Source organism: Martinezella multihospitum (assembly GCF_900094585.1).
GTDB classification, from domain to species: Bacteria; Pseudomonadota; Alphaproteobacteria; order Rhizobiales; family Rhizobiaceae; genus Rhizobium; species Rhizobium multihospitium.
Window position 1 is genome coordinate 72568 of sequence record NZ_FMAG01000014.1, and the last position, 17595, is coordinate 90162.

Here is a 17595-nt window from a genome sequence, read left to right on the forward strand (position 1 = left end):
GCGTCTTCAAAGGTGCCCGCATTTACGCGGCCATCTGATATCAGTAAGCGCGCAGAAATTGCATGAAAGTGCCTTGGAACCCCTATCTATTTCTTAACTGAGGTTTTCTTCTGTCGTTTCTGACAATTGACTTGCCACAAGGTCGAACGCGGCATTTGGGAGGTCGAAGCCGTACACGTCGTCGAAATGCGCGAATGTTTTGCTCAGATACTTTGACGCTAGGTGGAGCCAGTTGGGATCGATCGGCGTTGCCGCTATCGCGGCGCTGCGATGCCAACGATGGGCGGGATTCTGACAGTGGACCGTATTGAACACGCTCACATGTGCCCAGTTAGAATGCACGGCGCTACTGAACGGCTGATAGACATAATTGTAGAAATCGAGAAAGCCTGCCTCCTCAGCCATCCTTCGTGTATTAAGGCCGGACCAGCTTCCGAGATTGACCTCGACAAGGGCCTCGATGCGCTGCGCTGAGAGCCAGTCGCTCCACATCTCGATCATCTCACGGAGCTGGCCGGCTTCGTTGGCGTCGGTTGCGGCCTCTAGGGCCCGCTTCTGATGAGCAATCTGCAACTTGATGGCGCCTTGCCCATCTTCGACATAAAGCCTAGCGCGTGGACTAGGATCTTTCAATATCCAAGCAAGATTGATGAAGACGTCAGCGATGGCGCGCAGCAGAATGGGCGCCACGTGCGGGGTCCATGTGCCGGGAGACGATGCCATTTCCATCGTCAGAGTCGCTTGCCGGCAAAGAAGTGCGGTAACCACCTCGAAGACTTCGATTTCGTTCAAATCGAGCGGCCAGGCTGCCAGTCTGGCACGCAGATCGGCTCGTACGGCATTGCGAAAGTCGAAGATGAACAGCTCAAAGGGATCCTCGCTATCGGTCGTTTCGTCTTCGAGCGTGTCTGTAATGAGGCACGGTCCGAAGCCAGAAATATGGTCCCAAAATGCCGCAATCCAAGGTGCATCACTTTCAAAACCGGCGTCGTCAGCGTTTGCGCTCATGAAGAGCATCGGGGCCGCCGCTCGAAAAGCGCCGGCTGCTTGACGAGACTCTTCGGTTTCCGGATAGTCTTCAATAACGTTGAATCTCACGATGAGGTCATCGATGAGATGCGAAGAGATATGGATCTTTTCCTGGTCGAGCCCGAGACCGTAGCCGAGCGCCGTCGACCGCACGGCAGCGCGGCTGTTGCGATCGTAGAACTCGCCAAGCAGTTCAGGAAAACGAGCATTCTGTTCGGGGCTAGCGTCTGCCTTTCCCAGGAAGGCCAAAGGGTGATCTGGTATTATGGCGGCGAGCGGAGCCAACGACTGGCGGATCGCCATGAGGCTCGCCTGATCGAGTGCAGATCTCGTCGCTTCCTTCTGATAATCCGAAAGCTCTGCGAACGTGCTGAACTTCACGAACGGTGGGCATTCAGACCCATTCATGGCGGCAATTGCGGCCTTGCCGAGAGCGCAGGCGTGTTCCCAAGCGCTCTTGTAACCACAACTGTCGATCAATAAACCAATCCAGATCGCCTCGGGTACGAGCTGGCGAGTCCATGAGTATTGGGAAAATTTGCCACCGAGCTTGTGTAAAAACGACGGAACGAGCTTACGTTTGACCGCCACATGGTCGTGCAGGACTGGCTTCCGTGTCTCGTTGGCCAAAGCAGCTCCCTTTCGCTCCTCAGTTTCGAAACGAATGCAACTTATACATGGCGCCGATCGCTACTGCAGCTAGAAAATTACCACGGCAAGTCTAGGATGCGTTTTGCAGAACAACGAATCTATCGTAGCTAGGTTTAGGACGTTATGGATGAGCAAAGGCTGACCGAGGCCACCCTTTCCTTGTTGCGGGATATGGAAAATACAGCAGCGCGAATGCGAGCGCTGATCGTTGCCATGTCCCCGCATGATCTGCTCGGCTACATCTATGCTCAATACATGATGAAAGCGATTGCCGTCCAAGACGATGTTGGGCAGCAGCCTGATCTCAACGGCTCCGATGACTTTATCAACGAAAATCAGTTCCTCCTGGAGTATGTGCATGCCGTTCTCGCCGCAGATCCGGAATCCGCAAATGCGACTTTCGACGAACATTTGGCCGCCGAACTCTTTGAGCTCAGCAGTAAACTACGGGGACAAGCCATGGTATTTGCCATCGCCTCATCCGCAGATATCAAGGATGGTGTCTTTGGTCCAAATACTGCAGAGATTGAATTCCGTGCGAAATCCGCCTGGGTCACGCTGCGCGGGAACCGCTACCAAGTCTTGGAAGGCGAGTTTTATCGCTATGTTCTGGAACCGCACGACGATGTCCTGAAAGAGGTTTACGGCGTTGGCGCTGCCGGAATCGCCGAAGGCTTCCAGGCTATGGCGAATGCGACGCGTTCTGGGCATTCGGGTGCAATCTTAGAAGTGATAAAGCAGTTTGATGCCGTGGAGGCCTTCGCGGAGGCGCAGAGCGCGTCCTTTGAGGACGTCATGGAGGAGTGGGTTGCGGCCAATGCAGAGGAATCGAAAGCCGCTGGACAGGCGATGGACGATATGCTGCATGGCGGCATCGCCAATGTGAGCCGTCATACCGACTTGCCGCCAGCCTTGTTGGAGGATTTGGCATACCGGCGCGGTGAGGAAAGCGAATTCTTCGCTCCGGGTGACTTCTCGGGAACGCCCTACCGAACGCTGCCTGCCCGGAAGAAGCCTCTGATCCAGCTTGGATCGGAATATTACGCAATTGACCCCTGCTTTGCCCGCGACTCAGGTTATCGCGTACTTCTCTATAACCTTCTTCGACGGAGGCCAGACTACAAGAGAATGTTCGAGGGTCGACAAAAGGCAATGAGCGAAGCTGCTTTCGCCGACATCCTATCGGCCCAGCTCCCTGACGCCATCATTTTCCAAGAGGTCTATTACAAGGACCCCGTCAGCAAGCAGTGGTCGGAGAACGACACTCTTATCCTGATTGGCGATGTGCTCTTCCTGGTCGAGGCCAAGGCAGGAACGGCCGCAACCATTGCATCGCCGGCGCTCAATTTCGAGCGTCACGCCCAAGCTGTCCAGGACCTGGTTATCAAGGCGTATAAACAGTGTGAGCGCTTCTTTAGCTATTTGGATTCTGCTGCCGAAGTGCCGCTCTATAATCGTGTCGATGGAAAATATCTAGAGTGCGGTCGAGTTCGTCGCTCGGACTATCGCGTGATGGTGCCGATTGGGCTCACGGTCGAGTCATTTTCACCTTACTCGGCCTATTGCAAGGAATTGCCGCAGATTGAGCCGCTCCTCGGTAAGCATGCTTTCGTTTCACTGTCCATCGACGATCTGCTTGTCCTCAAACGGCTCCTGCCGACGCCCGGCTCGTTTGTGCATTACATGGAAGTGAGGCAAGCCGTGGCTGGGACGCGCCGGGCTCACCTCTTCGACGAGTTCGATCATCTTGGCGCCTACCTGAAAAAGAACCGGTTTGATTTAACCATTGCCGATCAACTGAAGGGCGGAAAGGTCAACATGGTTCTCTGGGACGGTATGAGCGAGATCGTTGACAGGAGCTTCGAAGGCGAAAACTGGGAAGTTGGCCCGTTTCCGACACAGAATTTCCCAGAAGAAGTGCTGGCGCTACTGCAAGCGCTTGATGCCACCCGAGCAGCCGGATGGTTTTCAGTCGATAGCCTCATTCGCGATTTCGACGAGGAAGGTCGAAGAAATTTGGCCAAGATGCTATCGGATCTTCGCCAAACCTTAGGCCGTCACCCGGCTCGCTATTTTTTGCTGGCTGGGGACGGCGCACCGCTTTTCGTTTGGCTAAACAACTCAGATCATCAAATTGATTGGGAGAAGGCGAACAACAAGGCGAGTGCCGCCGCCTTGTCTGTCAAAGCACCTAACATGGTCTGCGTTGCGGTGGAGATCGGTGTCGATGGAATCTACCGCAGCGCTCGATCTTTTGTTGTCCGGGTCCCGACCAAGCGTACCATGGAGAATATCCAGATTTACGAAGATGCTGCTCGAATGACACAGCCCGCTCGTACAGTGATGTTCAACCAGCCCAAAAATGGCGTTAGCCCGGTTAAGGGTAACAAGTCAGGGCGGAATGATCCCTGTCCGTGCGGTAGTGGTTTGAAATACAAGAAATGCCACGGCATCTAGCAAGGATTGGCGACGGCGGATAGGTGCCACACTTTGATGTTCAACAATGGAGGGATGATGGAGCGAACAGAAGAAGAAACTATGTTGCGACCGAGTAAGCGTGTCCACAAGCTTTTGCTTTCCAGCCCTGCCCATTTCATAGGGGAGTTCAATACGCCCGAGGTTCTCATTTCGCTTGCTTGGCCTCCTTTTTATGCCGGACGATCAAGGTGGTTCGGCGGAAATGGAGATTCGCTCAGCCGGACCGCTATAGTCCTGGCGTTCCTTACTCCACCGCCGCCGGATCCCGCTCCAGGTGTAATGCTTCCAAATTATGAGGCCGCAGGGGAGGTTGTGGCCTCCGTCCTCAGTGTCCTGTTTGGAAAGAGATTTGATTCGCATGGGCCTTTTGAGATGTCAGGTCACTTCGGAATGCCGGAGCTTTCCGCCTTTTCGACGCCGTGTGATCAGAGCTTGCGCCACAATGATAGGCGCTCCAGGGCGGATCGACCGATTCCGCTTAATCTATCAGAGATTGGCCGGGTGGCAGGTCTGATCACCAACACAAACGATGATCCACGTGTCGCCGGATTCCTCTCGGCCGCACGATTTTACCGAAAAGCACTTATCGCGGTTGAGGCGGATCCTGAGAGTGCGTACCTAAATCTCATCACAGCCGGAGAAATTGTCTCGAACTTTTACGAGCTTACAGAAGAAGAGGCGATTGATAATGAAGCTCGTCTAGTGTTGGAGCGAATTGCTAAGGAGTTGCCTGATGGCAAGAAGCTGGCTAGTTTTCTACGAGCGCGTATGCGGGGCATCAAGCGTCGATTTGTTAGTGCCATAACCTCGAAAATCGATGATAGCTTCTTCGACAGAACAGAGGCCGAGCAGCAATGGGGATCTATCCGGAAAGGAGATTTCCCGAGGTGCATCGCGGCAGCGTACGACCTGCGGAGTCGCTTTGTTCATTCGGGCTATCCTTTCGGACAGTGGATTAGCCTGCAAATGGAGAGGTTTGAGGTTCAGGTTGGTAGACCTGTTGTCCCGGACAAGGAGATGGGAGAAGTTCTCGCGAGGGCGCCGCTTTTTAGTGGTCTCGAACGGATTATGCGTTACGCGCTTTTGACTTTCGCTACGGAACTTGGCGCTCACGTTGACGTAGCGACCTAGATCGACGGGAGAATGGCTATTTGAGTACAGCGGTTCATTTGTGTCGAGATTTCACCCAACTCCGCATTTCATCGCCTCCAGCGAGGATGGCGGTATCACGATTCGTCAATAGCTTTTCGGGTCAGAACAAGATTAGCGCGAAATCTTGTTCTGACCCGAAACTTCGTGCCATCCCGTCGGATCTTCGGCAATTCGCTAACGCCTGGCGTTCAGACCGCATGAGGAGGGCACTCCCGAACGGTCCACCCTCTGGCGACGAGCTGCGCCCGTTCGTTAGCCGAAAAAACATCCGACCGCATAGCGAGGCAAAGAAGCTGTGCGGGCCGTGTCATCGCCACGTAGTGAAGCTTCAGGCGCCCCTGGATCCGACTTCCCTCAGCTCCTTTGCCTGCCTTCCCGCCTAATATCCAAGGTTTGAGAGCGCTCAGATGATGGTCATGAAAAAAGGAATCCAGAACCAGCGTCGCGGTATGCGTTTCCCCTTTCACTGAGTGGATTGAGCCAAGACGGATTTTGACCTTGGGATCTTCTGCTGGGTAAGCAAAAACGTTCGAGGCGACAGTGGGCGATCCAGCTGGAACCTCGTCGAGTTGCTTCCATTGCAAGAAATCAAGGAATTCCCTCGCGCCGATCGCCTTTCCCGCGGTTTCCTCGGCGATGACGCGCACGATAACCCCAACAAAGTCCCTCCATAGCGATAAACTGATCACGCCGACGTTCACGATCAGAAAATCGAGAAGTTGCTTGTAGCGAACAAGAGCCTCTCCAGTCAGCACTGTAAGCAGGAACGCATGCGGATTGCGAGGCTTTATCTCCGACAAATCATAATCGGCTCGGCGCAACAGCTCCAGCATGCCTTGCGCGACGGCGCGGGCGATGGGTTGGGAAAGTCTGGTGCGTTGAGCTTCGCGATAGCCGGCCATTAGGAACTGGCTAAAGGACGAGGGATAAGCCTCTCGACTTGAGATATCCGGGTCGTAGGCTGGAGCGTAGTGTCCCATCCATCGCGGTATCCGGTCATTTTCACCGCGTTTGTGCACACCGGCGACAGCGGTGAAGACGCCTGCCGATAGTTCCTGTTCCGAAAAGGTCTCGCTCAAAAGAGAACCATACTCTGGAAGCACCGATCGCACCGAGCCGTCATTGAAGAGCAGGATTGTCGGCGAGTGGTGTGGCCCAGCCCCGAGACCAACCAAGCCTTGCGGCATCAATCCAAACGGGTTTGCTAAATCGGCAATGACCCCGCCGAACCGAAAACTGTTCGGCAAGTTTGCCCGGATGGCGCCGGGGAATGTGTCCGTGGTAGCACCAACTGTTACTGCTGCAGATTGATAGATCGCTTGATTGGAATCGCCAAACCGCTGGCGTCGGCATGGGTCGTCCCCTTGCATAAAAACCCGATGCAGCAACGATGATTGGCTTTCGTCGTTATCCTGAACCTCATCGAGGAAAAGCATCGGAAACCGGGCCCGAAGAGATGCAGCTGCACTCGGCTGTTCATCGAGAAGCATCCCTGCCCAGATAAAAAGTTCGTCATAGCAAAAATAGCCCTCGCGGGAGCTCTCTTCGCAGATGGCGCGAAGTGCGCCGTAGGTCGGTGTATGCTCCCCGAGCGTTGACATCTTGCCGCCGCCGAAATCGGCGCGGCTGTAACGGAGGAAAGCACGGCCATCTCCATTATTTTTCCTGTCCAGAAAGGCCTTTGTAGCGCGAGGGACCTTCGCCCAACGGCGGCTCAACGCGATGTCCGTGTCGATCATTTTGATCGGGTTGTTTTTTGAACGGAGATAGGGGATCGCAAGGAACTCGTTTGCGAACCCGTGAATCGTCCCGATAAAATGGGGATATTGAAGCAGGGCTGCGCCTTCTGGGGAGGCGCTCAAACGGCTCGCTATCTCATCACGAGCCGCATTCGTATGAGACAGAACACACATTCCCGCGCGCGACCATCTCCATCGCCGCGCCAAAATTGCGAGCTTAGCCACTAGTAGAGTGGTTTTGCCGCTTCCAGGACAGGCCTCCACATCGACACTATCGGTTCGTCTAAGGACAGCCATGCGTGGATCCGTTCCGTCTAGACCGGTAAAGGCATGGTTCGGCAGTCCCATAGTGCCACAGACCCAGTTGACATCCTCAGCGCTGATATCCGGAGGGATGAACAATTACGCTGCTCCCTCGAATGGTGCCGTGACGTGCTCTACGGCGGCCGAAAGATACGACGGGAGCAACGCTCTCAGCCCTGTCGGTGTCAGATCGCCTTTCCCCACAGCGTCGGCGAGAATGCTCGCCAGGTACTGGGCCGATATGGCTTTCGAAACACCGTCTTTCGCGAAGCGTGCATACACTTTTGAGCAAAGCTGTTCGTTTGACGGGACCGACCCAGCAATGTCGCTATACTCGCTTTTTGCCTGTGCGACTTCTGCGTCAAAAGTCTCGGAGGCTAACAGAAGCGCATCGTCGTTATCTGCTAGATGTGCCGCGATCCACACATATTCGCTGAGACCGGAGAAGGCCAAGTCGTACTCTAGCGTCCATTCATTGGCGACAAATGTTCGAACCCGCTGGCCGCTCGCCCGCGCTTCAATGGTGGCACGTCGTTGTACGAGCCCGTCTCCAGTAAAGTCCCGTTTCGCTCTCCACTTTCGTTTCGAGCCCTGAAGCGGAGGGAAGGAATCCTCCTCCTTCAAGATGCCGATCAGCCATGGTGCACAATCAGGCATCACATCCATGTCAGTTATACAGCTCACGGGAATGCCGATCTCTCCGTCGACCTCCGGCTTCGAGCGCTGCAAGATGCGCGCGAACCGTCCCAAACCCGTACCCTTCACGTCGATCAATGAGACCCCGTATCGCTCGAGGTTCCGCCCTAAAAGATCCGCCAGGGTTGGAACAAGAATGTTCTCTGCCGGCCCTTCGACTACAATGACGCCGCGAGCGAAAAAGAGGTTGGATTTTGTGACGTCTAAATACCGCTCCAGAAAAGGGTAGTCTGAATCCGTGAGAAGCGTCTTCCCCTTTGCCAGAAGGAATGCCTTTCGATCCTTCAGGAGAGAGATGTTCTGAAGGCTGATTTCTGATGCGAGGTTGGGGCTGTGGGTCGTGACGATGATTTGGATTTTCTGCCCATCAGGCCGGACCTTTTCGACCTGGCTCTGCAGGAAATCCATCAATCGCAACTGCCGCTGAGGATGAAGGTGGGCCTCCGGTTCTTCGATGATCAGCAGTGGGAACCCGTCCTCCTCGCCGGCGAGGAGAAGGAGTTCGCACGCCATGAACAGTATGTTGTTCGAACCTAGCCCCCTGCCGAGCGATCCGTCCGTGACACCCGGAGCGTTTGCGATGACATCAAGCTTCTCCAGCACCTGTCTAAGGCGAACGTTGTCTTCGCCATTTCCATTGACGGAAATGTGGGCGGTAAGCTTGTCGGTCACGAAGGACAACGGCTCCAAGAAATCGTCGTCGAGCCGCGCCTTCGTCTTCTTTATTCCCTCATTCTCCTGAAAATGATGGTTCGTGTAATCCGCAAGACCCAAGAGGCTCAGGGTTTTCGGATCCAGTCCATCCAACGCATCTTTATCGAAGGGCGCTCCTTCCGCGGTGATTTCACGCGTGTTCTGCAAGATCTGAGCTAATCGGGATCCTCTGCCGGCTGAAAGTGCCCGTTCAGCATCGCGGAGTGGACGCAGATAAGTCGCAGTAAGCAGCGCCCGCGCGCCCGCGTCGACCACTGGGCCCTCGCCACTAATTCCCGATCGCCACTCGGCCGTATTGTAGCGTCGCGATCCGCCGGGCGCTTCTTGGCGTTTGGCAATCCAGTTGACGTGAAAAAGGGGGGCATCGCCATTTTCAGGATACGACAAGTGCTCAACAAATGCCCCGCGATCGGCGGGCGTAAGATCAGAAAATGTGCAACAAATCGTGATCTGCTCAGCTCTAACGCCATCTGCTGTTGAGTAATGAAAATCAGATGGCTGTACACGCAAATATTCTTGATCTCTCGTGCCAAGGACCATGCGAATTGCGTCAACAATGGCTGTCTTACCGGCGTCATTTTCGCCCACAAGCGCGGTAATGCCATTGTTCAATTCGAGAACGAGCGCGTTCGCTCCGGCTCCGAAATGGCGAAAATTAGAGATTTCAAGCTTTGAAAGAAACATGCGACTCACCTCACCGGCTTAGAAGCTGACACGTAGCGTCGGTGTGTCAACCTAAGCGGGCGGAAAACCTCGAAGCGATCGCCTGATAGTAACTGAGGGAGAGATATACAAGCCAATTCAGGGGCAGGTCAAATGAGCGCTACCAGAGCCGCCTGGTCTCAAAGTTGAAATTCGGGATATGTCCGCCACGGGCACGAATTTCGGCGAGGGCCTCTCCGGCCGCATTGTGGCTAATTCTGCTATTGTCCACTAGGGCACAGAGTATACCAATACTGCCAGTCACCATCGCTCCGGGGATTGCTTGATGCGCAGCGTTACGCGCGCGCTTATCATCCGAGATAAAACTATAGTTGAACTTTTTCGCGATCGCCAAACACTCGGACTCTCCCATCCCTATTGCAAAAGAAGTTGCCATTTCTGCAACTTCTTTTGCGGTTACCCGAGAGCCATCAAATCTTATTAGAGCTCCACGGTTAACCAAATGTTCGAGCTTGTCTTGGACAGAGGAACACTCGTCCTCAACTAACCCCTGAAAACAAATATCCTTCGAAAAATGCGCGCCGAATACCTCCCAGACACTACTATTTAGAATGTTTATAAGTGCACAGGCATCGATGATGTGCATCTACATTATCTTCAGGTTGAAAAGCTCGTGAACCCTAATCCACGAAAGCGCGCCGCTTTCAAACTGGCTATCCAGATTCCGCACAACATCAGTTGCTGGGTAGTGCCAATTAATGCTTTCCCTCGGGGGAATTCCTGAGCGGTCCGCGTATTTTTCCGCGCTTTGATATTGTTTCTTTAGAGCGATTTCTAGCGAGGCTGCCCCCCCGGTGTCGAGCAGGCCGAGATTTTCACAGCGCCTCGCTGCGACACCGAAACTGGTCCCAAACTTTCTTGCCGCGCAAGCAATCTCATAGGCCGTCAGCTGATCTGGCCCTCCTCGATGAGCGCGAGCTGCTTTTATTTCCTTGAACAGCCCCTCCGCAGGTATGAGGACTGATGCGGCAAATTCATTGGCAAAGAACTCGGCTCTCCTGACATCGCTTTCGGGTGAAGCGAAGACATCCTCATCGATCCAAGCTTCGCGATTGTCGTGGTCATTTATATCGACGAGTAGATGAGATATCTCGTGGGCTAGTGTATAAAGCATGCGAATATCATTCCGCTCAGCAATAGCTATAACGGCCGCTTTATCTTTCCGAAACGATGCTCCATCGATCTTCTTCGACGAAAAGGTGAAAGTGAAAAGCGAGAAGGCATTATATATTATCGATGGCAACTGTATCAATGATATATAAAAATCAACACCTAAAAGAGTTTGGCGAAATAATCTTGACAACTGCTCTGCGCTATTCCCGTCTCTTGGATAATCAACAAAAAAAGGTAAATGTGATCCTATCTGTATAGACGAGGATATTTCGTGGAGCCTATTTTCTATCAAGCATGCTTCATAAAATCCGAGATCATCATATGTATAGTTGAAGTTTGACCTAAGCTTAACTTCCTGCCCCAGATTCCGATTAACGGGCAGTATCAAATCCCGAGCGGGAACTTTGAAGACTTTTGAGATCTTTCTGATTTCGTCAATAGTTGGCTCTCCATCGGAGTAGAGCTCATCCACCCGACGTTGCGAAATGCCCATCTCAACCACAGTGGTTTTGGGTATCTGTCGTGCCAGCAAGTATTCCAGCAAAGCGGTCACGCCATTAAATCTTCTTCAGTTCGCCTACGAGGATTTGTATCTGATCTTGATCCAACTTTCTCCATCTTGGAACCAAATCATCGAGCCGATTTGCCTTTTTGTTAAAAGTCGCTTCCAGGATCTGAAGCGTTTTGCGGCGGCTAGCTTCGACTGATTGCGGTGATTCAATATATATCTTGTTCTTTCCGAGTATATAATTTTCACGCCGCTTCTCGAAATTGTTGTGATCATCGAGAGGATGGTGTTCTCCAGCATCGTTGACGATAATGTTTCCTATAATTTGACCGTGCTCGTTTCTTTGAAGCTTGTATTCAGGGTATTTCAGGTTTGCTTCAATTGCGCTGATTTTTTCGTCCACCTGAAATCCCCCCACGATGTATGGGGATTTTTCAGGAATTTTCCCGCTGATACAAAAGACCCAATCGCCGATTTCAACGGCTTTCCGGATATTCGGCATGCATGCACCGAGAGATGCTTTTCGCCCAAATATCGGATCGTTGAAAGTCCAGCCGGCATAGGGGTCAGCGCCTTTATAGAGCTTGTAGATGTAGCCTTTCATTTCCCGTCCCAATACGAATTCAAGTTGGTGGCTGCCTGCAACATACCATCGTAATGCAGGCTCGTTGCTACAAACGCGTCCCTGATCGCGAGGCCTAACTCTTTCGACAGGGCTTGCACGATTGGGGTTTGGAGCGTCTCCAATGCTCGCTCACCGTGGATTTCATCCATTGGTCCATGAAGCTGATATGTCTCAAAGGATTCCGGCTTAAATCCATAAATGTCAGTATAAGCCGCATATATCTGAGGGCAGAGTTGGCTGTAATAATACTCGACGCACCCCGCACCCAGCATATGGTGTAAAGGCCCTCTGTCGGCAATATCCTTGTAGAGTGCGATTGCCGCCGCGTTGCCGGGTGTCGATATTGCTCTGCGAAGGTCGGCTTCTGCGACGCCATTTGCGAGCAGAAATTGTTTTATAAGTTCAGCGTGACTCGGGCCACCATCACTTCCATAACACTCCTCAACAACGGTTTGATAAAGCAGATTATAAATCTCATCATCGAGATGTTTGGCAGCGATTGCGGAGTGTTCTCGGAAAATTTTTCCTATTTCTGATCGGAGATAATGTTGTATCTCCGCCAATAAAATCTGTTCTCGACTTAAGCTGCCGGAGATTACAGCTTTCCAAAGTGGGTGACGATGAAACGGAAATAATTGGTAGAAGGCCAAAGCTTCTTCGCGCTGCATGCGTATTCTCCCCCTTCGACTTGCAGAGAATAACCATGAAGCGATTTAAAATTCAACTATTGTTAGAATGTGATGAGGTGGGAAATCTAGTGAATCGAGAATGGCGACGCCTGGGCACGTCCCGCAAGCTTTCGTAGGAGCACTAGACAACATCCATCATACCGAGATCCATCCGCCGACGTTTTGACGCTTAGGCGCGCATAAGTGGCGTCCAGATTTTGGCCTTGGGATCAGCAAGTACTGCTTCCTGATGTATAGGCGCCGCATCTGAGCTTGAAAGTGACAACCTCGGCAGGCCGCATGCAAACGGCGCGCGAAGAGTGGGGCAGTCGATCCCGCTTCGCCTTTTGACCACTCTGTTGAAGCTCCTGCGGCTGCCCTTGTTCCGCCTTTTGCGCGTCGAGAATTCCCGAAATCTCGGCCTGTGGCCGGCGCCCATGCTGATTTCTCCGTTGCTCTTCATCGTTTCCTGCTCGTTCTACCTCGCGCTGACGCGATCGAAAGAGATGAGTCTGCACGGGTTCGTTAGTAAAGAATTTCAAACGGATAGGTCTTGTAACCGCAGGGTCGTCGGTTCATATCCCTTCAAGAGCATATGATTGCGCCAGTTGGACCCACGTTGATCTTCAAGCACTGGACGGACCGGTAGGTGCAATTGTATGTTGAGAGACCTCATCACGTGGCGAAGTTGTGTATGTTCTCGAGCCAAACAAAGGGCAGTTCTCCGCAGCAGTTCTCGCATGGATGGATGGGTTCGAGGCGGCGCGGGAGCGCTATCGCCGGCGCTGGATGGCTATCGGCGCCGGCTCGTATCCCACCAGTCCCGGCAGGGCGGTGTATTCGGCTTCGCTGACGAACTTGCGGAGAAGCGCAAAACATTGCGTGATGTCGAGGAGGCGCTCGCCACCTCAGCGCGGGAGGATGCCAGGACTGATAAAATCGCCGCTTAGCTCGGCGGTTAGGCGCGATCGTCTCGGATCGACCGACCGAACTCAATCACCGAACAGGTCGGCGCCATAGTCGGTGGCGCCATGCAATACATGAACGATGACCATCTTCGCATTTTCGACGCGGTAAAAGATCAGATAATTGCCATGAACGCGCCGGCGGATACCATGGTGTTCATAGCGGGGGACGAGGGCAAAGCCGCTCGGATTATCGGCGAGATCCTCACACTTGCTCCGCAGCTCCCGGATGAATGAAAGGGCGCGTCGGGGATTGTCCCGTGCGATATAATCGGCGATCTGCTCAAGATCGCTTTCCGCCTCGTTGGAAAACTCAAGGATCATACCGATTATTCGGCCTGGTCAGCCATCGCGCTATATTTTGCCTCGAGTCGCTCGAAGACATCGCTCGCCGGCTTCGTTCGGCCCGCGTCGGCATCGGCAATGCCGCGCATGATGGAAGCATCCAGCGCGGCAAGCCGGGTCTCGCGGTCCTGGACCAGTCGCACACCTTCCCGCAGGACTTCGCTTTTCGAGCCATAACGGCCTGTGTCGACGAGCTGCTGGATATAACTTTCGAGCTGCTTTCCCAGATCGGCACTAATCATGCTGTACTCCATCAAATGTGATGGAAGACAAAATAGGTCGTTTATCAACTATTATCAATCCTCTTCGCACTCATCCTCATTCCGAATGTGCGAGGAACCGGATAGCTCGAATTTAGTGGTGCTTGAAATACTGCACTTCGCGCTCATGCTTCTCGGCCGCCTCGCGGCTCTTGAAGGTCCCGAGGTTTTTGCGCTTGTGCGTCTTGGGATCGACCTTGCGTGAGTAAAGACGATATTCGCCCGATTTTAGTTTGCGGATCATGGCAGCTTCTCCTTGTAAGGATATAACTTCCAGGAGTAGCTCAGGTTCCGAGCGAGCCGAGGTCGCTGACTATACAGTTTGTGTCCAAAGGCGGAACGTGGAGAACGTCGCGTTCATGAAATAATCGCGCACCGGCTCGTGATTGTCTGATGAACTCGGGATCGCCGACCAACCGCTGCCGTAGACCTTGCCGCAGAAGGCTGGACGAAAGTTGCACGTGGTTTAGCCATTTAGACAGCAGAAAAACCGTCGTATCCGCAGTAGATTTCAGGGACTGACTTCTAGAGTGGGAGAGATGCGGTTAGGAGCGCCGGGCGCTCGTCGGCAACTGTGCTGGATCAGGCGGTTCGACTCCGCGGCCGCAACCACATCGCTATTGACGACCTGGGGTCAATTCCAGGCAATCTGCACTCCGCCGGGATGCGGTGCAAACATGCAAACATAATGTGAAGCGCCGCATATGAGCAGGACAAGATGCTCGCTACCCGGCGCCCCTTTCTGATTTGACGTTCTGGTTAAATTGACGAGTATTCTCTGGACCGGCGAGAAACCGGCGCGTGCCGGCAACTCTGGAGATAGCCTTCCCAACCTTATCATCCAAAGGCCAGAAAATGAGCGCACTCGATCAGATCCAACATATCGTGGTCCTTATGCTGGAAAATCGGTCTTTCGACAGCATGCTCGGCAAACTCTATCCCAAATCACCGGGTTTTGATGGCCTGTCAGGTTCCGAAGCCAACCTCGACGTAGCGGGTGTTGCATACGCTGTTCACAATATAGCCGGCTCCAGCGATGCGACGATGTCCATACCCGCTCCGGATCCGGGGGAGAGTTGGACTGACATCAATATGCAGCTGTTCGGCATGAGCCTACCGCGGCCCGGAGCGAAGCCTGATATGAGCGGCTTTGTGAAGAATTATCAGGCTCAGGCAGCCCACTCGCCCGGAGTTTATGATCCTGCCAGTGTGATGCATTATTTCACGCCCGAGCAGGTTCCCGTGATCAGCAAACTGGCGCGGCAGTTCGCCGTGTGTGATCGCTGGTTCGCTTCCGCTCCGTGTCAGACTTGGCCAAACCGCTTTTTCGCACACACTGCCACGGCCAATGGTTATGAGAACAATTCGCCTGTTCACTTCCCCTACCAGATGCCGACGATCTATAACCGCATCGACGATGCGCGATTGCCCGGTGGTTGGAAAATCTATTTCCATGACGTGCCGCAAGCGATCACGCTTCAGAAGCTTTCGCTTTCACTAAATCGTTTTCGGCTTTTCGACGAATTCCTGACTGATGCGAAAACTGGAGATTTGCCTGCCTACTCGTTTATCGAGCCACGCTATTTCGCCGACTTATCATTGCCGAACGATCAGCACCCACCCCATGTGGCAACTCTTGGCGAAAAACTGATCGCCGATGTTTATAACGCGGTTCGCACCGGTCCAGCTTGGACCCAGACACTTCTTGTCATTACATATGACGAACATGGTGGATGCTATGACCACGTTCCGCCTCCACCGGCACAACCACCGGAGCCGAAACGACCTGGGGCCGCGTTCGATTTTAGTCGGTATGGTGTGCGTGTGCCCGCTGTCATCGTCTCGCCCTACGTTCCCCAAGGGACAGTAGTGCGACCGCAAAACAAAACCCCTTTTGATCACACATCCATTATTGCGACGCTGCGCAAACGGTTCCCGACCCTGGGATTACCTTTGACGAAACGCGATGCGGTTGCGCCGGACCTGTCGATTGCTCTGACCCTCGCGACTCCAGACAATCTCGGACCTGACTGGCTCGATGCCACACCCTACAGCGCGTCGCCTACCGACGTCGTTCGAGCGCGGATAGCACCGCCAAACGGAATGCAGTCCGCGCTGCTTGAGTTTGCGGCAAATATGCAAAATGGCGTAACAGGGGCAGCACTTGAAGCGAGCAGCTTCATCGGCCAGCAAATGCAAGACTTATCGCGTGGACTCAATGGAGTTCCCGACGGTGTCGCCAAAGACGTGGCATCCTCCATCACATACATCAAGTCTCGTCTCGGCGCGCTGTTCCGAACTGTATAAGCTCGACAGGGGCGAAGGGAGTGCGGGCATGCCCGTCAGACATAGGTGATCAGGGATGCGGTTTTTCATAATCGGCGAAAAGGTTTCCCGAAAAGATCAACGTGTTATCCTCCTCGCGAACAATCGCGTGGGAAGGGTCGTGGGTTCTAATCTCTTCAAGAGGGTGAAAGTCGTTGCGTATGCGGCGGCCCACTCAATTGTTACTTATTGACGTGGACATACTTCACCACAATAAGGGCAGGCCAAGAAACGTGGTAAGCATGAGCAAATCATAACTGGAGTATGAGAGTGACCGAACCGACCGTGGCAGACGCAGTCAACCGCATATACGAATCTCTTCAGGCGGACAATGCCGACATCGACTTGCACATCGCGACCCTCAAGACAGCCTTGGCGCGGGCGGGTTTAAAGGAAGCCGTATTCGATCCGGCCAGACTCGCGCATAACAATCGTTCTGGCAGGAAACTTATGCAGGCCTACTTGCGGCAACGCGGAGTGACTGTGAAATTCGCCACCTCGTGATGTAGGGCCGATCTCGGCGACCACGCTCGCACTTCTGTTTTGTGGCCTAGCCTGACTGTCGTCCGGGAGCCCCATATCGGGACGGCATAAGATGTAGCTTCAAAACTCCCGGTATTCTGCGCCTGATATTTTGATCACGTGTGAATGTTTGAGATTTCGAGATAACTGCCCAAAGGAGAGCTTATGACGGCATTGGACGCAATCCTCCGATCCGAGAGGGTCGAATCTTTCGGCAAAGCGACCCCAACAGCCCTCGAGCGCCTGGTAAATGAACACGGCGTATATTTATCGCAGGACTACATACACTTTCTGACTCGCTGCAACGGCTTGAGCACGACGTTCGACTTCGATGAGGTGAGAGGGGCGGGCCTGAGCGGAGCCCTGGCTGATATCAATACCTTCTACGGCGTCGAAAATGGACGCGATTACGCTGATCTTCTGAGCATTATTCCGAAGATGGACCCATACGGAAGAGAACTGCTTACCTTCGCGCCGCCGATTGCCGTCGGAGGTGACTTTTGCACCTTTGTCGAAATCACCGAGGGCTCAAAGCTTGGCGAGATCATGTACACGGACGGCGAGCTGTACGGGCACTATTTTGAAGCCGCTGGGATCGATTGGACCAAAACGCCGGATGCGCTGATTAACACGTTCATCGAGCACGGCTTCTTCATGCCGGTTGCCCCTTCATTCAATGCTTTGCTAGAGATGTATGGCAAACTGGTCTGACGGCCGATTTCGCCCGCAGCCGTCGAGACGTTCGCCGGCCTTGAACGCAACCACGCTATCGCCATGTA

The 17595-nt window shown here is 53.5% G+C and carries 16 protein-coding genes; 6 read left to right on the plus strand and 10 right to left on the minus strand.

All coding sequences use genetic code 11. The annotated features are described in order from the left end of the window. Positions 1 to 93: 93 nt before the first annotated feature. Positions 94 to 1659, minus strand: a complete 1566-nt coding sequence (locus GA0061103_RS32900; RefSeq protein ID WP_141694502.1) for a DUF5677 domain-containing protein — start codon at positions 1657 to 1659, stop codon at positions 94 to 96. A 144-nt stretch (positions 1660 to 1803) separates the two neighbouring features. On the opposite strand from GA0061103_RS32900, the gene GA0061103_RS32905 reads away from it, so the two are divergent. Together GA0061103_RS32905 and GA0061103_RS32910 are read left to right on the plus strand one after the other, a co-directional pair. Continuing rightward, the gene (locus GA0061103_RS32905) at positions 1804 to 4137 is read left to right on the plus strand and encodes an SEC-C metal-binding domain-containing protein (protein WP_092719856.1); all 2334 of its coding nucleotides are present in this window, start codon (positions 1804 to 1806) and stop codon (positions 4135 to 4137) included. 36 nt (positions 4138 to 4173) lie between these two features. Beyond that, positions 4174 to 5289: a HEPN domain-containing protein gene (locus GA0061103_RS32910; RefSeq protein ID WP_141694503.1), complete on the plus strand. Its 1116-nt coding sequence runs from the start codon at positions 4174 to 4176 to the stop codon at positions 5287 to 5289. 209 nt (positions 5290 to 5498) lie between these two features. On the opposite strand, the gene GA0061103_RS32915 is transcribed toward GA0061103_RS32910, so the two are convergent. The 6 genes from GA0061103_RS32915 to GA0061103_RS32940 form a co-directional block, all read right to left on the minus strand. Next, entirely contained in the window at positions 5499 to 7346 is a 1848-nt protein-coding gene (locus GA0061103_RS32915; RefSeq protein ID WP_167376688.1) for a UvrD-helicase domain-containing protein, read from the minus strand. A gap of 105 nt (positions 7347 to 7451) precedes the next feature. Continuing rightward, entirely contained in the window at positions 7452 to 9446 is a 1995-nt protein-coding gene (locus GA0061103_RS32920) for an ATP-dependent nuclease (protein ID WP_092719861.1), read from the minus strand. A gap of 139 nt (positions 9447 to 9585) precedes the next feature. Continuing rightward, a complete protein-coding gene (locus tag GA0061103_RS32925) occupies positions 9586 to 10071 on the minus strand; it encodes a PIN domain-containing protein (protein WP_092719864.1) in 486 nt (161 codons plus the stop codon). Next, positions 10072 to 11151, minus strand: coding sequence for an ImmA/IrrE family metallo-endopeptidase (locus GA0061103_RS32930; protein ID WP_092719866.1), 1080 nt, complete (start codon positions 11149 to 11151; stop codon positions 10072 to 10074). It abuts the gene before it with no gap. Between the two features lie 4 nt (positions 11152 to 11155). Continuing rightward, positions 11156 to 11710, minus strand: coding sequence for an Nmad2 family putative nucleotide modification protein (locus GA0061103_RS32935; RefSeq protein WP_092719868.1), 555 nt, complete (start codon positions 11708 to 11710; stop codon positions 11156 to 11158). Then, positions 11707 to 12399: an iron-containing redox enzyme family protein gene (locus GA0061103_RS32940; protein ID WP_092719872.1), complete on the minus strand. Its 693-nt coding sequence runs from the start codon at positions 12397 to 12399 to the stop codon at positions 11707 to 11709. Before GA0061103_RS32940 ends, GA0061103_RS32935 begins: the two co-directional genes overlap by 4 nt. 740 nt (positions 12400 to 13139) lie before the next feature. Between GA0061103_RS32940 and GA0061103_RS32950 the strand changes: the two genes are divergently transcribed. Then, positions 13140 to 13349: a hypothetical protein gene (locus GA0061103_RS32950; RefSeq protein WP_092719878.1), complete on the plus strand. Its 210-nt coding sequence runs from the start codon at positions 13140 to 13142 to the stop codon at positions 13347 to 13349. Positions 13350 to 13391: 42 nt separating this feature from the next. Here the strand turns inward: GA0061103_RS32950 and GA0061103_RS32955 are convergent, their stop codons facing one another. From GA0061103_RS32955 to GA0061103_RS32965, 3 genes are all read right to left on the minus strand, one after another. Then, positions 13392 to 13688, minus strand: coding sequence for a type II toxin-antitoxin system RelE/ParE family toxin (locus GA0061103_RS32955; RefSeq protein WP_092719880.1), 297 nt, complete (start codon positions 13686 to 13688; stop codon positions 13392 to 13394). A 5-nt stretch (positions 13689 to 13693) separates the two neighbouring features. Next, on the minus strand, positions 13694 to 13951 hold the full coding sequence (locus GA0061103_RS32960; RefSeq protein WP_092719882.1) for a type II toxin-antitoxin system ParD family antitoxin: 258 nt from the start codon (positions 13949 to 13951) through the stop codon (positions 13694 to 13696). A 112-nt stretch (positions 13952 to 14063) separates the two neighbouring features. After that, complete coding sequence (locus tag GA0061103_RS32965) at positions 14064 to 14213, minus strand: hypothetical protein (protein ID WP_016553206.1); 150 nt, start codon at positions 14211 to 14213, stop codon at positions 14064 to 14066. A 611-nt stretch (positions 14214 to 14824) separates the two neighbouring features. Here GA0061103_RS32965 and GA0061103_RS32970 point away from each other — a divergent pair. The 3 genes from GA0061103_RS32970 to GA0061103_RS32980 all read left to right on the plus strand — a co-directional run bounded on the left by GA0061103_RS32970 (position 14825) and on the right by GA0061103_RS32980 (position 17527). Next, positions 14825 to 16276, plus strand: a complete 1452-nt coding sequence (locus GA0061103_RS32970; RefSeq protein WP_245304948.1) for an alkaline phosphatase family protein — start codon at positions 14825 to 14827, stop codon at positions 16274 to 16276. 282 nt (positions 16277 to 16558) lie between these two features. Beyond that, on the plus strand, positions 16559 to 16798 hold the full coding sequence (locus GA0061103_RS32975) for a hypothetical protein (RefSeq protein ID WP_092719886.1): 240 nt from the start codon (positions 16559 to 16561) through the stop codon (positions 16796 to 16798). Positions 16799 to 16981: 183 nt separating this feature from the next. Beyond that, complete coding sequence (locus GA0061103_RS32980) at positions 16982 to 17527, plus strand: SMI1/KNR4 family protein (RefSeq protein ID WP_092719888.1); 546 nt, start codon at positions 16982 to 16984, stop codon at positions 17525 to 17527. Positions 17528 to 17595: the final 68 nt, after the last annotated feature.

Coding starts and splice junctions, on each gene's coding strand:
- GA0061103_RS32910 (WP_141694503.1), top strand. CDS start 4,174: ATGTTCAACAATGGAGGGATGATGGAGCGAACAGAAGAAGAAACTATG.
- GA0061103_RS32955 (WP_092719880.1), bottom strand. CDS start 13,688: ATGATCCTTGAGTTTTCCAACGAGGCGGAAAGCGATCTTGAGCAGATC.
- GA0061103_RS32925 (WP_092719864.1), bottom strand. CDS start 10,071: ATGCACATCATCGATGCCTGTGCACTTATAAACATTCTAAATAGTAGT.
- GA0061103_RS32960 (WP_092719882.1), bottom strand. CDS start 13,951: ATGATTAGTGCCGATCTGGGAAAGCAGCTCGAAAGTTATATCCAGCAG.
- GA0061103_RS32915 (WP_167376688.1), bottom strand. CDS start 7,346: ATGGCTGTCCTTAGACGAACCGATAGTGTCGATGTGGAGGCCTGTCCT.
- GA0061103_RS32950 (WP_092719878.1), top strand. CDS start 13,140: ATGGATGGATGGGTTCGAGGCGGCGCGGGAGCGCTATCGCCGGCGCTG.
- GA0061103_RS32975 (WP_092719886.1), top strand. CDS start 16,559: ATGAGAGTGACCGAACCGACCGTGGCAGACGCAGTCAACCGCATATAC.
- GA0061103_RS32935 (WP_092719868.1), bottom strand. CDS start 11,710: ATGAAAGGCTACATCTACAAGCTCTATAAAGGCGCTGACCCCTATGCC.
- GA0061103_RS32940 (WP_092719872.1), bottom strand. CDS start 12,399: ATGCAGCGCGAAGAAGCTTTGGCCTTCTACCAATTATTTCCGTTTCAT.
- GA0061103_RS32920 (WP_092719861.1), bottom strand. CDS start 9,446: ATGTTTCTTTCAAAGCTTGAAATCTCTAATTTTCGCCATTTCGGAGCC.
- GA0061103_RS32970 (WP_245304948.1), top strand. CDS start 14,825: ATGAGCGCACTCGATCAGATCCAACATATCGTGGTCCTTATGCTGGAA.
- GA0061103_RS32965 (WP_016553206.1), bottom strand. CDS start 14,213: ATGATCCGCAAACTAAAATCGGGCGAATATCGTCTTTACTCACGCAAG.
- GA0061103_RS32980 (WP_092719888.1), top strand. CDS start 16,982: ATGACGGCATTGGACGCAATCCTCCGATCCGAGAGGGTCGAATCTTTC.
- GA0061103_RS32905 (WP_092719856.1), top strand. CDS start 1,804: ATGGATGAGCAAAGGCTGACCGAGGCCACCCTTTCCTTGTTGCGGGAT.